Here is a 12,787-nt window from a genome sequence, read left to right on the forward strand (position 1 = left end):
TTCCGCATGACCGACCAACTCCAGCGCGAAACCCGCGTGGACCTGCCGCGCATCGCGCTCACGGCGTTCGCGCCGGCGGTGTGGGGCACCACCTACATCGTCACCACCGAGTTCCTCCCCGCCGGCCACCCGCTGTTCGCCGGCCTGCTCCGGGCGTTGCCGGCCGGGCTCATCGCGCTGGCGCTGACCCGGACGCTGCCGCGCGGAGCGTGGTGGGGGAAGGCCGCCGCGCTCGGCGTGCTCAACATCGGCCTGTTCCTGCCGTTGCTGTTCGTCGCCGCCCAGCGCCTGCCCGGCGGCGTGGCCGCGACGCTGGCCGCCGCGCAGCCGCTCGTGGTCGCCGTCCTCTCCGTGGCCGTGCTCCGCGAACGCCTGTCAGGCCGGCGACTGTGCTGGGGTGCGGTGGGCATGGCGGGCGTCGGCCTGGTCGTGATCGGGCCGGCCGCGGCCTTCGACGGCGTCGGCGTCGCGGCCGGGCTGGGTGGCGCGGTCACGATGGCCCTCGGCGTGACGTTGACGAAGCGCTGGGGACGGCCCGCAGGGGTCGGCCCGACCGCGTTCGCCGGCTGGCAGCTCACGGCGGGCGGCCTGTTCCTGCTGCCGTTCACGGCCGTCTTCGAGGGCGCGCCGCCGTCGATCGACGGCGGCGCGGTGCTGGGCTACCTCTGGCTGGGCCTGGTGGGCGGGCTGCTCACCTACGCCCTGTGGTTCCGCGGCGTCACCACGCTGCCGGTCGCGTCGGTAGCCGTGCTGGCGCTGCTCTCCCCGCTGGTCGCGGCCGTCCTCGGCGCGGTTGTCCTGCACCAGACGCTCGGCCCGGTGCAGCTCGCCGGGTTCGCGCTCGCGCTGGCCGCGCTCGTCGCCGGCCAGCTCCCCACCCCGTTCGTCCGGAAAGGACACCTCTCGTGAAGATCGCCGTCGTCGGCGCGGCCGGCATGGTCGGCTCCCGCGTTCTCACCGAAGCCGCCCGGCGCGGCCACGACCTCGTCGCGATCGTGCGGACGCGACGGCCCGAAGTACCCAGCGTCCTCGTGGTCGAGGCGGACGCGGGCGACCTGCACCGGATGGCGACGGTGTTCGCCGGCACCGACGCGGTGGTGGCCGCGGCCCGTCCCGCGCCGGGGGAGGAGCACACGGTCACCGCGACGACGTCGGCGCTGCTGGACGCGGCCGCGACGGCCGGCACCCGCGTCCTCGTCGTCGGCGGCGCGGCCCCGCTCCGGGTCCCCGGCGGCGGCCTGGTCCTCGACGACCCGCGGTACGTCCCACCCGAGTACCGCGCGATCGCCGGGGCCAGCGCCGCGCAGCTCGACGTCTGCCGCGCGCACCCCGCCGCCGACTGGGTCTACCTGAGCCCGCCGGCGGTGCTGGAGCCCGGTCCACGCACCGGCGACTACCGCCGGGGCACGACGTCGCTCCTCACCCGCCCCGACGGGTCGTCGCGCATTTCGGCCGAGGACCTCGCCGCCGCGGTCGTGGACGAGCTCGAAAACGCCGGCGCGGACCGGCACTTCACGGTCGGCTACTGACCTTGGTCTCGCACCGGACGAGCGGTGCGGCCTCGGTGCCGGAAGCGACGCAGTCGACGCCCTTACCCGGTCCGGGGACCGGGTAGGCGAAGACGGTCGGCGCGTCGCTGTCGCGGCCGACGGAGAACTTGATGACCACCGGCGTCCAGGATGCGGTGCCGTGCAAGGTTTTCGAGTAGTACGCGGTGTGCGGGCCGATCGTGGTGCCCATGCCTTCACCGTCGCCGTTCAGCTCGTGCACGTTCAGCACGTAGTCCCCGGCGGTGTACTTGCCTTCGGTCTCGTGTCCGGCTTCGGCCGGCGTCGCGCTGACGATCTCCGGCGCGACGGGATCGGCGGCGGTGGCCATCACGGTCGCCCCGATCGCCACCACCGCGGCCCCGGCCGCGACGGCGATGACTCCGGCCCTTCTGGTGCGCAACCTCATGACGCCTCCTCACTCCCGGTCGATGATCAAGCTAGGGGAGCGGGGTGGGCGGCCACCTCGGCCGAAGGTACCGGGGACCTCGTCCTTTCGGCCGAGGTCCGGCGGGGTCACCCTCTTGCGTAGGTCAGCAGGGCGAGGGTGTCGCCGACGGCGCGGGCACCGGTCAGGCGCAGGGGCCTGACCCCGCTCGTCTCCGGGAAGAGCCGCTCGCCCGCGCCGAGCACGAACGGGTAGATCATCAGCCGCAGCTCGTCGGCGAGGTCGCGCTCGATCAGGTCGCGCACGAGCTGCCCGCTGCCGTAGACGACGATCTCCCCACTCACCTCTTCTTTCAGCTTCGCGACCTCCTCGATCGCCACGACTTTCGTGGCGCCCCAGCCGCCGCTCTCGGAAGCGGTCGACGAGACGACGTACTTGGGCAGCCTCCGCAGCCGGTCCGCCCACTCGCCGGTGCGCGACGCCCAGCCGCGTCCGAGGAAGTACGCGTAGGTCCGCCGTCCCATCAGGAGGGCTTCGGCGCCCAGCGCTTCTTCGTACTCGACCTTGGCCCACTCTTCCCGGTCCCGGTCGCCGATCCAGGTGAACCAGCTGCCGCGGCCGGTGCCCTCCTCGCCGGTCGGGTCCTGGATCACTCCGTCGAGCGTGACGTTTTCGCTGATGATGATTTTTCCCATGCCGGTTCCGACGCCGCGGGACCGGGAAAAGGGGCGGCCGCCCCCTTCGCGTCGTCGCCGGCGTCCATACAGAATGGCAACGAGGAGGAGCGGCCGGATGGGAACGGACCTGATCGGCAAGGCGCGGGCCGGCGACGGCGAGGCGTTCCGTACGCTGACCGAGCCGCACCGCCGTGAGCTGCAGGTGCACTGCTACCGGATGCTCGGCTCGTTCCAGGACGCCGAGGACGCGCTCCAGGACACCCTGCTGTCGGCTTGGCGCGGGCTCGGCGGTTTCGACGGCCGCGCGTCGATCCGCACCTGGCTGTACCGGATCGCCACCAACCGGTGCCTCAGCGCGCTGCGCTCGGCCGCCCGGCGCCCGGCCGAGGGGTGGGACATCCCCGGCGTCGAGCCGCCCGAGCCGACCCGGCTCGGCGAAGTCGTCTGGCTCGAGCCGTTTCCCGACGCTCTCCTTCCCGCGTCACTCGGCCCGGAGGCGCGGTACGAGCGGAGCGAATCCGTCTCGTTGGCGTTCGTGACGGCCCTGCAGGCCTTGCCGCCCCGTCAGCTGGCCGTGCTGGTCCTGCGCGACGTCCTCGGCTTTCCCGCGACCGAGGTCGCCGGAATGCTGGACACGACGGTCGACTCGGTCAAGAGCGCCCTCAAGCGGGCTCGCGCCGGACTGCGGCGCCGGGAATCCGGTGAGCCGCCGCCCGCGCCGGGTTCGCCCGCGGAGAACGCGATCGTGGCGAACTTCGTCCGCGCCTGGGAGGGCGCCGACATCGACGCGCTCGTGGCCCTGCTGACCGAAGACGTCTTCCTGGCGATGCCGCCGCTGCCGTTCGAATACGAGGGCCGCGCCGTCGCGGCCTGCTTCTGCGCCGGTTTGTTCGCCGCGGGCCGCCGGTTCGCCCTCGTCCCGACGCGCGCCAACGGCCAACCGGCGTTCGGCGCGTACCTGCGCGGCCCGTCGGGCGTCCGCCACGGAACCGGCCTGTACGTCCTCGAGCTGGCCGGAGAGCGGATCTGTGCCATGACGCGTTTCGAGAACAGCGTGCTCCCGGCGTTCGGTCTGCCGCGTTCACTGCCGGAATAAGGGGTTTTCGCCGGATGTGAGTCAGCAACCCGCCGAGGGGCTTCGGCCCTGACGCGCTGGAGTCGGACGCCGGTTACCAAGCGGCTCGAGGCTCGTCGCGCGGCGAATGGTCGAAAGTGAACTGCCGATCACGCAGAGATATAACCGTGATCGGACGCCCTTGGTGGCATAAGCGCATTTCAGGTACCTCGCCGAAAATCGGGAACATCGGCGCTGCCTGCGACGTGATTAATGGACATCAGTCCGCCGGTGAATTTATTTCGGTTACACCAACCGTTGCGCTTCACCCGATCGTGTAAAGGCGTCAAGGGAGCAACTACTGTTGATAGGCGGGAAGTGATGATGGCGGTAGGGTCCCCGCGGCAGGGCAACCCGAACGGATGATCATTTCTTCGGCTGCCAGTTTACGAAGGAAAGAGAGAATTGAACTTCGACGCACTCGCCGCTGAGCTGCGAAATCTCCGGGAAAGCGTAGCGGGAGTGACCGGTACGGTGCTCGCCGCGGTCGACGGGATACCGATCATCGCCGACGCGGACGAATACCTCGATCCGGCGAAGATCTCCGCACTCGCCGCGGCCGATCTCGGGATCGCGCGCCAGGCCGCCGAGATGACGGGCAAGGGCACGCTCAGCCAGACCGTCGTGTTCGGCAGCGACGGCTACATGGCCGTCTACGCCGTGGGCCGGCTGGCGCTGATGGTCGTCCTGGGCGACAAGGGCCTGAACGTCGGGCGTCTCCTGTTCGAGTCCCGGCCCGTCATCGAGCGCATCGGCACGATCTTGGCCGCGTAGCAAGCAGTTCAACGGAAGGAAGAGGCATGATGATGAACATCGACACCGCGCTCAAGGAAGCCATGTCCATCGCCGGCGCCGTCGGCGTCGCGCTGGTCGACTACGAAAGCGGCATGTCGCTCGGCACCAGCGGCGGCGGCGAGTGGCTCGACCTGGAGGTCGCCGCGGCCGGCAACACCGAGGTCGTGCGGGCGAAGCTGCGGGTGATGTCCTCGCTCGCGCTCAACGACACCATCGAGGACATCCTGATCACGTTGCACCGCCAGTACCACCTGATCCGGCTGATCAACACCTCGCGCAACTCGCTGTTCCTGTACCTGGTGCTGGACCGGGAGCGGGCGAACCTCGCGCTGGCCCGCCACTACCTCAAACGCATCGAAACCGACCTGCAGGTGTAGCCGGAGGGAGGAGAGGGGGATGACCGGAGGCGGCTCCCGCGCCGCACTCGTCATCGGCACGGCGTTGATGCACGACCTCGGTTCGTTGTTCCCGGTGGCGATGAACCTCGCCGGCGACGAGCTGGCCTTCACGTTCGTGTCGTCCTGCCCTTCGCCCGGCGCCGTCGAGGAGTGGGTCCGGCTGCGGTCGGGTGCCGTCGTGGCCGACCGGGTGCTCCGCTTCTCCGTCGACGCGGACGGCAGGCGGATCCGCGTCGAACTCGCCGGGACGCCGGTCCGGGCCCTGGTGGTGCTCGCGGCCGACGTCACGGCGGCGGCGGTGAACGCCCCGCGCCTCGGCCGCTGGCAGGACCAGATGCCCTGCACCCTGCAGGTCGCGCTGGACGAGCTGGCCCGCGTGCTGTCGCGTAGCCACCACCGCGCCGGCGGCACCGAGCCGCTGATCGACCTGGACCTCGCGTACCGGCCGGACCGCGACTACCAGATCCGGCTGTCCGGGGCGCACGAACGGGTGCGCCCGTTCATCGCACCGGTCCGCCCGGTGCTCGCGATGCGCTGGCGTTCGACGACCGCGGCGCAGCGCAAGGCGATCCTCGACGAGCTCCCGGACGGCGCGCCCGCCCGCGGCTGGCTCCGCCGCCGGCGCACCGTCCGGATCATGGGGCTGGAGATGGAAGTCTCGTCCTGACCGGCCCGCCGCCGATCGTATCGTCGATCCCACGTCTTTCTCGCGTGGCGGCGGGTGCGCCCCATGAGCGTCCACAGTGGACGAGGCGATCGTGTCCCGGGGGACGGTCGGTGCGGTCCGCCGGAGATCGCCCGGCGGGCGCGGCCGCTGTAGCGAACGGACGGGACCCTGTCAGTCGTGCCGGTAGGGTCGGCGGCGTGACGACGTCCCCGGACCCACCGCTCAGCCCGGACGAGCAGGTCGCCGCCGGCGGCGAACGTGAGGTGCTGGAGACGTTCCTGGACCTGTACCGGGGCATCGTCGTCCGGAAGGTGTCGGGCCTGTCCACGGAACAGGCGAGCCGCCGGCTGGTGCCCTCGCCGACGACGCTCCTCGGACTCCTGCAGCACCTGGCGTCGGTCGAACGGGAATGGTTCACCGGCGTCCTGGACGGGCGGCCGGAGGCGGGTGTGCGGGTCGCCGACGACGGCTGGACCGTCGACGCGGTGACCGGCGTCGAGGACCTCGTCGCCGACTACGAACGCGCCTGTGCGGAATCCCGGCGGGTGGCCGCGCGGTTCGCGCTCGACGACACCGTGCCGATGCCCCGGCTCGGCCGCGTTTCGCTGCGGTGGATCTACGTTCACCTGATCGAGGAGACCGCGCGGCACGCCGGGCACGCGGACATCCTCCGCGAGCAGATCGACGGCGCCACCGGCTTCGACGGGTGACCGGACCGGGGGGAGCACATGAAGATCAATGACGAGGACTACCTGTGGTTCGCCCGCCGTGCCCTCGACGGGATGGCGGCGATCCTCGCGGAGCTGGGCGACGAGCGGGTCAACCGGCGCCCGCCCCTGCCCGGGGCGAACACGCCCTACGCGATCGTCACGCACTGCCTCGGCGTGCTCGAGTTCTGGGCCGGCTCGCTCGTCGCCGGCCGCTCGGTGGAGCGTGACCGGGCCGCCGAGTTCACCGCGTCGGGCCCGGCGGAGGAGATGATCGAGCGGGTCGCCGCCGCCAAGGAACAGCTGTGCGCCGATCTGGCGGTGGCCGAGTCCGCCGCGCCGCTGCGCGCGCCGGCGCCCGCCAAGTACGCGGACACCCCGGCGGCCCGTTCGCAAGGGGGTGCGCTGCAGCACGTTTTCGAAGAGCTCGCGCAACACCACGGTCAGCTCGAACTGACTCGCGACGTCCTGCTCCGGAGCCCCTCCGCGAAGCACCCCCGGCCCGGGCGCGCGACCTTCGACCTGCCGTGACCGCCGTCTCATCGGGGCGGCCCCCGGCGGCGTAGTCTCGGACCGTGCAGATGCCGACACAGCGGGACAGCGAGCCACCGTCGCCGGTTCGCAGCCACGTGTGCCGCGGCTTCCGCCGGCGGGCCGGATTCGCCGTCCACGCGCGGGAATATCTGGCCGACGGACTGGCCGCGGGGGAGCGGGTGCTCTACGTCGCCCCCGGTGACGAGGCGTCGCTGACCGCGCGGCTGCGGGCCGACGGCCGGTTCGACGAAGGGTTCCGCCGCGGCGCCGTGCGGGTCTCGTCGGTGGACTCGACCTACACCACCGGGACCGTGGTCGACCCCGCCGGCCAGGTCGGGCGCTACGCCACGGCGACCGCGGAGGCGCTGGCCGCCGGGTTCGCCGGGCTGCGCGTCGCCGCCGACGCGACGTCGCTGGTTCGCACGCCCGCCCAGCTGGACGCCTTCGCCCGCTACGAGCACCTCGTCGACCGTTTCATGGCCGCGAACCCGATGTCGGCGATGTGCGGCTACGACCTCGACGAGCTGAGCGACGAGGTCGTCGCGCAGCTGGCCTGCATGCACCCGGCCGCCCACGAAGGCGCGACACCGTTCCACCTGCACGGCCACGCGCGCGCCGGGAACGTCGCCGCGCTGGCGGGGGAGCTGGACACGGCGGTGGGCCGGCTGTGGCCGCTGGCGCTGGAGCGCGCCGACCTGCGCTCCGCCGGGGAACCGGTCGCGATCGACGCCGCCGGCCTCGCCTTCATCGACCACCGCAGCCTGTTCGACGTCGCGGACTACGCCGAGCGCCACGACACGACGGTCGTCCTGCGGACGCGGCTGACCACTCCGGGCCGGCTCCTCGAGCTGTTCGGCCTGCCCGGCGTCCGCGTGGAGCGCGTCTCATGACCGCCGCCCCGCAGCTCGCCCCGAAGGGCTACGACCACGCCGCCGTCCAGTACCGCTCCGACGCCGAACTGCTCGCCGTCGCCGTGCCGTTCCTCGAAGCCGGCCTGACCGCGGGCGAGCCGACCTTCGTGTCCTTGGAACCGGACCACGCCGAGCTGGTGCGCCGGGCGCTCACCCCCTCGGCGGGCGCGCAGTACCTGGCGACGGACGACTTCTACGTGCGGCCCGCCGCCGCGATCAAGTCCTACCGCGAGATGATGGCCGGGCTCGTCGCCGGCGGCGCGGCCGGCATCCGCATCTTCGGCGAGATCCCGCGCAAGGCGATCGACACGTCGTGGGACTGGTGGGCCCGCTACGAGGCCACCGTCAACCACGCCTACGACGAGTTCCCGCTGCGCAGCATGTGCGCCTACGACACGCGGACCACCCCGCGGCACGTGCTCGACGACGTCGCCCGGACGCACCCGTTCGTCGCCACGCCCGGCGGCGGGCACCACAGCAACACCGGCTACGTCGACCCGCCGGCCTTCCTGACCGGCCCGCGGCCGATGACGCTCCACCCGATCCAGCACACCGCCCCGCTCGTCGAGCTCGCCGACCCGCAGCCGTCCGCGGCCCGCCACGCCGTGCTCGGCATCGCCAAGACCGACCTGCCCGTCGCCGAGGTCGACGACCTCGTCCTGGCGGTCAGCGAGATCGTCGACAACTCGGTGCGCCACGGCCGCCCGCCGGTCACGATGCGGGTCTGGGCGGACGCCGACCACGTGGTCGTGACCGTCCACGACGCCGGCGAGGGCCCCGGGGACCCGTTCGCCGGCCTGCTGCCGGCCGACCGCCAGGTCGGCGGCCGCGGACTGTGGATCGCGCACCAGATCTGCAGCCAGGTGACCCTGCACCGCGACGAGACCGGCTTCACCGCCCGGCTCACCGCGGGGAACCCGTGGCTCCACCGCACCACGGACTGAGCGACGCCGCTCACCGGGTCGCGGAGGTCCGGTGGGCGCGAGGGGGATGCGTCGTCCCGCCGTAGTGGGTGGCCCCGAGCGTCACGGCGGCGACGAGCACGGCGGCGCCGCTCACCGTCACGATGCGCGCCGGGGTGCGCAGCCGCGGCCGGGGGCGGGGGATGTCGGCGGTGACGTGGGACAGCCTCGCCGTCGCCCAGCGGTAGCCCTGGGCGAGCGCGAACACCAGGGTCGCGCCGATGATGAAGAAGTCGGCGACGTTGAAGGTGTACTTGCCGACCGGCACGAAGTCGATGGCGCCGCGGACGCTGCCCGGCGCGGTGAGGTGGTGCAGCCCGAGGCGGTCGAGCAGGTTGCTGATCCAGCCGCCGATCGCGAGCGCGGCCGGCGCCCGCAGGAGCACCGGGTGCCGGCGGCGCAGGAGGAGCAGCACGCAGGCCGTCAGCAGCGCACTGCCGGCGAGGTCGAGCACCGCCCCGGTCACGGGACCGGCGTACCAGGCGCCGACGACCGGCCCGACCAGCGGGTTGCCGCCGAAGTTGATGTGTGCCCGGGGGACTTCGCGCCAGGCCCACGCTTTGGTCACCTGGTCCGCGACGACGACCAGGACCAGTGCGAACGCCGTCCACGGCGGCCGGGAGACCTTCGCGCCGAGACCTACCGCTTCGAGCCGGGGTGTCCCGGCGGTGCCGTAATGGGTCATCGTTGCCTCACAGCCCGGGCCGGGCGACCACGGGCCGTGGCCCGGACGGGGGGCGACGGGCTGCGTGGAATCGCGGGGTTGGGGAATACCCCACCGGCGGCGCCGTCAAACTCCGGGAGGCGCGCTGTCCATTGTGGACTTATCCGCTGTGACGAACGGGCTCAGCCCGCGGTCTTGATCAGCGGCGCGTCCCGCGACAGCTCCCGGAACCCGACGCCGAAGTACAGCCCGCGGGCATTGGGGTGCCCCGGCGCGCCGAGGCAGGCGACCGTCGCGTGCCGTGCGCCCGCCGCCCGGGCTCGGTGCATCCCGTGGAGCATCATCGCCCGGCCCAGCCCGAGCCGCCGGTAGCCCGGGTGCGTCCCGACCGGCTCGAACTCGACGGTCTTGTTCACCTCGTCGAGCCACAGGATCGCCGAGGCCGCCATCGTCCCGTCCGGTGCCTCCACCAGCACGTGCAGGTCACCGCGGTAGGCAGGAGTCTGCCGGACGCCGTCGTAGGCCGACGCCGTGTACGACGTCGGAGCCCACGCGTCGACGTGAGCCTGGACCGCGGCCGCCGGCCCGGCGTCGTCCGCGGTGCGGACCCGGAATCCCTGCGGCAGTACTGGATTTTCCACGTCGGTGAGGTCCCGCTCGTTGAGCTGGGACCACGACCCGGTGTCGCCGAGCGCGGCCGGATCGGTCGCGTAGCCGTGCGCCGCCCAGCGCTCCAGCGCGAAGCCGTCGGCGGCTCCCGGCAGCACGGTGCGCTCGATGTTTCCCGCGGTGGCGTCGAACCAGGTGATCACTTCGTCCACCAGACCGGCGTGCTCGGGGTCGACCTGGTAGGCCAGGTAAGCGCTGGTGATGTCCTTCACCGACCCGTCGGTGCGCCGCACCCGGCGCGGGAGCTGGGCCCAGCCCCACGCCACGAGTTCGCTGGCGGAGAACCACAGCCGCCGCGGCCAGCTCCCGCCGTCGGCCGCGTGCCCCCGGCCCCAGTTCCAGGCCAGTTCGCCGTACGACGCGTCGCTGTTCACCAGATCCGGCCGGGAGGCGGTGATCCGCTGCGCGAGGCCCTGCATGAGTCCGACGTCTTCGGCGGTCAGCAGCTCGACGTGCACCATGGTCGGCCACTGTGTCAGGACCCGGCGGGGCCGTCGAACCGTTTTCGGCGGGCCCTCGCGCGGCGTGTGCTCGTCGAGCCGGCCGGGCTACAGGCGTTCGGGGATACCCGCGAGGACCGCGGTCAGGCTCGGCAGCCACCGCTGTTGCGGATCCGGGGCCGAGAGCCACTCCGTCGCCACGTCCACCCGCCGCGTGCCGACCGGCAGGGGCAGCAGCGTGCCCCACGCCAGCACCTCGACGTTCCGGGGCAGCTCCGAACGCGGGGGGATCAGGCCGTCGGTCTCCGCGAGGAGGGCCACCCGGGGGCCCTGCTGGGTGGGCAGGTGCATGGCCGGACCCTGGCAGCCCGTCGCCGCCAGGCGGGTCAGGACCGGGCCCGCGCTGAGCTTGGGCAGCGTCACCGCGCAGATCCCGTTCTCCAGCGCCAGGAACGGGTGGACGCCGCGCCATTTCACCGGCCAGCCGAACAGGCGGCCGTAGTAGGCGTCGACCCGGTCGCCCACCGGGTCGCGGGGCGCGGGGGTGCTCGTCGGCACCTGCTGGTCGAGCGACATCGGCGGCGCCTTTCCACGGGGTGGGTGAGGTTCGCCAGCGTAACGGCACTCAGTGCCGCTAGCAAGTGCGGCTGCTACCGTCCGGCCATGACGGATTCGCCGCGCCGCGCGCCGGCCACCCGGGTCGGGGCGACCCCCGCGGGCCGGCGGCAGCTGCGCCGCGCCCTGGCCTCCGCGGCCGTGGACCTGTTCGCGGCCGACGGCTACGAGGCCACCACGGTGGACGACATCGCGGCCGCCGCCGGCGTCGGGCGCCGCACGTTCTTCCGGTACTTCGACGCCAAGGACGACGTGCTCTTCGCCAACCACGACGAGATCGTCGCGGAGATGGAAGAGGAGTTCGCCGCCGCCGACCCGGCGCGCGACCCGGTCGAGGTGGCGTGCGCCGCGGTCGGCCTGGTGCTCGATTCCTACGCCGCCGACCTCGACCTGTCGCTCAAGCGGTTCGCCCTGACCCGCACGGTTCCCTCGTTGCGGGACAAGGAGGTCGCGACCGTCGACCGCTACCAGCGGGTGCTCGCGCGCTACCTCCAGGCGCGCTACGAGGAGCAGGGCGACGCGACGGCGAGCCTGCGCGCGGCCGTCGCCGCGGCGGCGATCGCGGCCGCCAACAACCACGTCCTCCGGCGCTGGCTGCGCACCGGCGGCACCGGCGACATCAAGGCCACCGCGACCGAGGCGTTCGCGCTGGTCATCGACGCGTTCCGGGCTCCGGGCGGCGAGGCGGCCACGGTGGTCGCGGTGCTGACCACGGCGACACCCTTGCACGAGGTGGTCGCCCGGGTCGGCGAGGTCCTGCGCGGCTGACCGCCACTGGCACTGAGTGCCACACCTTTCGCGGGCGGTTTACACTCGACCGGTGGCGAAGCGGAAACACGTCAAGCCGACGCCGTTCCCCGAAAAGAACGGCAAGGTTCCGTTCAACGCTTCGGGCGTGGTGCGGACGGGTTCCCGGCGGTTCACCTTCGTCGACAACAAAGACCCCACCGCGTTGTTCGAAATGACGTTCGACGCCCACGCGGAAACCGTGGAGCGGATCCACCGGCGCCGGCTGGCCGGTGCCGAGGGGCTGGGTGATCCCGAAGGCCTCACCCGCGTCGATCTCGACGGCGAGACGTTCCTCGTCGTCTGTTCCTCGCTGGCGGTCGCGAAAAGCGGCCGGCGACAGCGGGTCGACGACGGCCTGGTGCGCGTCCGGTACCGCCCCGGCGGCGACCTGCCCGCCGAACCGATGGCGGGGTTCCGCGAGTGGCTGCTCGCGCACGTGCCCACCCTCGCCGCGGCCGGCCGGCTGGAGCCGGACGCGGGTGGGCTGAACGTCGAGGGCCTCGTCTGGGACGCGGGCGCGCTGCTGTTCGGCCTGCGGGGACCGGCCGTCCCCGGCCGCGTCACCCTGATCCGGGTCCCCGTCGATGTCGGCGGGAAGTGGACGACCGACGCACTGGGCACGCCCACCCTGCGGTCCGTCCGGATCCCGGGATCGACCGCGGTGCAGGGCATTCGCGACCTTTCCCGCGACGAACGAACCGGCGATCTCCTCCTCCTGCTCGGCCGGTCGGCCAGCGACGGCGACGCGCCGTTCCAGCTCGGCACGTGCGACCGCGGCAGCGACACCGTCCGGCTGCTCGACTTCACCTTCCACCGGAGCGCGAAGCCGGAAGGCGTCACGACGTTCTCCCTCGGCGACGAGCGGAAGATCCTCATCGTCGACGACGACGGCGGCTACGCGGTCCTCTGA

General features: G+C 72.7%; 17 protein-coding genes. 12 read left to right on the forward strand and 5 right to left on the reverse strand.

The annotated features are described in order from the left end of the window. Nucleotides 1–6: 6 nt before the first annotated feature. Both AB0M59_RS03970 and AB0M59_RS03975 read left to right on the forward strand, forming a co-directional pair. Complete coding sequence (locus AB0M59_RS03970; protein ID WP_364608157.1) at nt 7–909, forward strand: EamA family transporter; 903 nt, start codon at nt 7–9, stop codon at nt 907–909. Continuing rightward, nucleotides 906–1,529, forward strand: a complete 624-nt coding sequence (locus AB0M59_RS03975) for an NAD(P)H-binding protein (RefSeq protein ID WP_364608163.1) — start codon at nt 906–908, stop codon at nt 1,527–1,529. The genes AB0M59_RS03970 and AB0M59_RS03975 overlap by 4 nt, the downstream gene beginning before the upstream one ends. On the opposite strand, the gene AB0M59_RS03980 is transcribed toward AB0M59_RS03975, so the two are convergent. Together AB0M59_RS03980 and AB0M59_RS03985 are read right to left on the reverse strand one after the other, a co-directional pair. Continuing rightward, on the reverse strand, nt 1,513–1,956 hold the full coding sequence (locus AB0M59_RS03980; protein WP_364608172.1) for a hypothetical protein: 444 nt from the start codon (nt 1,954–1,956) through the stop codon (nt 1,513–1,515). The genes AB0M59_RS03975 and AB0M59_RS03980 overlap by 17 nt on opposite strands. Before the next feature lie 107 nt (nt 1,957–2,063). Then, nucleotides 2,064–2,630: a dihydrofolate reductase family protein gene (locus AB0M59_RS03985; protein ID WP_364608177.1), complete on the reverse strand. Its 567-nt coding sequence runs from the start codon at nt 2,628–2,630 to the stop codon at nt 2,064–2,066. A 97-nt stretch (nt 2,631–2,727) separates the two neighbouring features. Between AB0M59_RS03985 and AB0M59_RS03990 the strand changes: the two genes are divergently transcribed. From AB0M59_RS03990 to AB0M59_RS04025, 8 genes are all read left to right on the forward strand, one after another. Then, the gene (locus AB0M59_RS03990) at nt 2,728–3,708 is read left to right on the forward strand and encodes a sigma-70 family RNA polymerase sigma factor (protein WP_364608181.1); all 981 of its coding nucleotides are present in this window, start codon (nt 2,728–2,730) and stop codon (nt 3,706–3,708) included. A 423-nt stretch (nt 3,709–4,131) separates the two neighbouring features. Further along, on the forward strand, nt 4,132–4,500 hold the full coding sequence (locus AB0M59_RS03995) for a roadblock/LC7 domain-containing protein (protein ID WP_364608184.1): 369 nt from the start codon (nt 4,132–4,134) through the stop codon (nt 4,498–4,500). Between the two features lie 32 nt (nt 4,501–4,532). Further along, nucleotides 4,533–4,898 carry a hypothetical protein gene (locus AB0M59_RS04000; protein WP_364608506.1) on the forward strand — a complete coding sequence of 122 codons (366 nt, stop codon included), beginning with the start codon at nt 4,533–4,535 and terminating at the stop codon, nt 4,896–4,898. Between the two features lie 19 nt (nt 4,899–4,917). Continuing rightward, on the forward strand, nt 4,918–5,586 hold the full coding sequence (locus tag AB0M59_RS04005) for a hypothetical protein (protein WP_364608187.1): 669 nt from the start codon (nt 4,918–4,920) through the stop codon (nt 5,584–5,586). Nucleotides 5,587–5,783: 197 nt separating this feature from the next. After that, nucleotides 5,784–6,296, forward strand: coding sequence for a DinB family protein (locus AB0M59_RS04010; protein ID WP_364608190.1), 513 nt, complete (start codon nt 5,784–5,786; stop codon nt 6,294–6,296). 18 nt (nt 6,297–6,314) lie between these two features. After that, nucleotides 6,315–6,824 carry a DUF664 domain-containing protein gene (locus AB0M59_RS04015; protein WP_364608193.1) on the forward strand — a complete coding sequence of 170 codons (510 nt, stop codon included), beginning with the start codon at nt 6,315–6,317 and terminating at the stop codon, nt 6,822–6,824. A gap of 50 nt (nt 6,825–6,874) precedes the next feature. Then, nucleotides 6,875–7,717, forward strand: coding sequence for an MEDS domain-containing protein (locus tag AB0M59_RS04020; RefSeq protein ID WP_364608509.1), 843 nt, complete (start codon nt 6,875–6,877; stop codon nt 7,715–7,717). Then, nucleotides 7,714–8,682 carry a sensor histidine kinase gene (locus AB0M59_RS04025; protein ID WP_364608198.1) on the forward strand — a complete coding sequence of 323 codons (969 nt, stop codon included), beginning with the start codon at nt 7,714–7,716 and terminating at the stop codon, nt 8,680–8,682. Before AB0M59_RS04020 ends, AB0M59_RS04025 begins: the two co-directional genes overlap by 4 nt. Nucleotides 8,683–8,692: 10 nt before the next feature. Here AB0M59_RS04025 and AB0M59_RS04030 read toward each other — a convergent pair whose 3' ends face one another. The 3 genes from AB0M59_RS04030 to AB0M59_RS04040 form a co-directional block, all read right to left on the reverse strand. Beyond that, nucleotides 8,693–9,385, reverse strand: a complete 693-nt coding sequence (locus tag AB0M59_RS04030; protein ID WP_364608203.1) for a signal peptidase II — start codon at nt 9,383–9,385, stop codon at nt 8,693–8,695. A gap of 161 nt (nt 9,386–9,546) precedes the next feature. Next, complete coding sequence (locus AB0M59_RS04035) at nt 9,547–10,494, reverse strand: GNAT family N-acetyltransferase (RefSeq protein WP_364608211.1); 948 nt, start codon at nt 10,492–10,494, stop codon at nt 9,547–9,549. 87 nt (nt 10,495–10,581) lie between these two features. Beyond that, a complete protein-coding gene (locus AB0M59_RS04040; RefSeq protein WP_364608216.1) occupies nt 10,582–11,049 on the reverse strand; it encodes a glycogen operon protein GlgX in 468 nt (155 codons plus the stop codon). An 87-nt stretch (nt 11,050–11,136) separates the two neighbouring features. On the opposite strand from AB0M59_RS04040, the gene AB0M59_RS04045 reads away from it, so the two are divergent. Together AB0M59_RS04045 and AB0M59_RS04050 are read left to right on the forward strand one after the other, a co-directional pair. Then, the gene (locus AB0M59_RS04045; RefSeq protein ID WP_364608219.1) at nt 11,137–11,856 is read left to right on the forward strand and encodes a TetR family transcriptional regulator; all 720 of its coding nucleotides are present in this window, start codon (nt 11,137–11,139) and stop codon (nt 11,854–11,856) included. 52 nt (nt 11,857–11,908) lie between these two features. Next, complete coding sequence (locus AB0M59_RS04050) at nt 11,909–12,787, forward strand: hypothetical protein (RefSeq protein WP_364608222.1); 879 nt, start codon at nt 11,909–11,911, stop codon at nt 12,785–12,787.

Origin of the sequence: Amycolatopsis sp. NPDC051371 (genome assembly GCF_040682155.1) — a bacterium.
Taxonomy (GTDB): domain Bacteria; phylum Actinomycetota; class Actinomycetes; order Mycobacteriales; family Pseudonocardiaceae; genus Amycolatopsis.

Bases quoted from the DNA above. Each gene is read 5' to 3' on its own strand.
- AB0M59_RS04035 (WP_364608211.1), bottom strand. From the start codon at position 10,494: ATGGTGCACGTCGAGCTGCTGACCGCCGAAGACGTCGGACTCATGCAG.
- AB0M59_RS04020 (WP_364608509.1), top strand. From the start codon at position 6,875: ATGCCGACACAGCGGGACAGCGAGCCACCGTCGCCGGTTCGCAGCCAC.
- AB0M59_RS03985 (WP_364608177.1), bottom strand. From the start codon at position 2,630: ATGGGAAAAATCATCATCAGCGAAAACGTCACGCTCGACGGAGTGATC.
- AB0M59_RS04030 (WP_364608203.1), bottom strand. From the start codon at position 9,385: ATGACCCATTACGGCACCGCCGGGACACCCCGGCTCGAAGCGGTAGGT.
- AB0M59_RS04040 (WP_364608216.1), bottom strand. From the start codon at position 11,049: ATGTCGCTCGACCAGCAGGTGCCGACGAGCACCCCCGCGCCCCGCGAC.
- AB0M59_RS03990 (WP_364608181.1), top strand. From the start codon at position 2,728: ATGGGAACGGACCTGATCGGCAAGGCGCGGGCCGGCGACGGCGAGGCG.
- AB0M59_RS04045 (WP_364608219.1), top strand. From the start codon at position 11,137: ATGACGGATTCGCCGCGCCGCGCGCCGGCCACCCGGGTCGGGGCGACC.
- AB0M59_RS03970 (WP_364608157.1), top strand. From the start codon at position 7: ATGACCGACCAACTCCAGCGCGAAACCCGCGTGGACCTGCCGCGCATC.
- AB0M59_RS04025 (WP_364608198.1), top strand. From the start codon at position 7,714: ATGACCGCCGCCCCGCAGCTCGCCCCGAAGGGCTACGACCACGCCGCC.
- AB0M59_RS04000 (WP_364608506.1), top strand. From the start codon at position 4,533: ATGAACATCGACACCGCGCTCAAGGAAGCCATGTCCATCGCCGGCGCC.
- AB0M59_RS03980 (WP_364608172.1), bottom strand. From the start codon at position 1,956: ATGAGGTTGCGCACCAGAAGGGCCGGAGTCATCGCCGTCGCGGCCGGG.
- AB0M59_RS04005 (WP_364608187.1), top strand. From the start codon at position 4,918: ATGACCGGAGGCGGCTCCCGCGCCGCACTCGTCATCGGCACGGCGTTG.
- AB0M59_RS04015 (WP_364608193.1), top strand. From the start codon at position 6,315: ATGAAGATCAATGACGAGGACTACCTGTGGTTCGCCCGCCGTGCCCTC.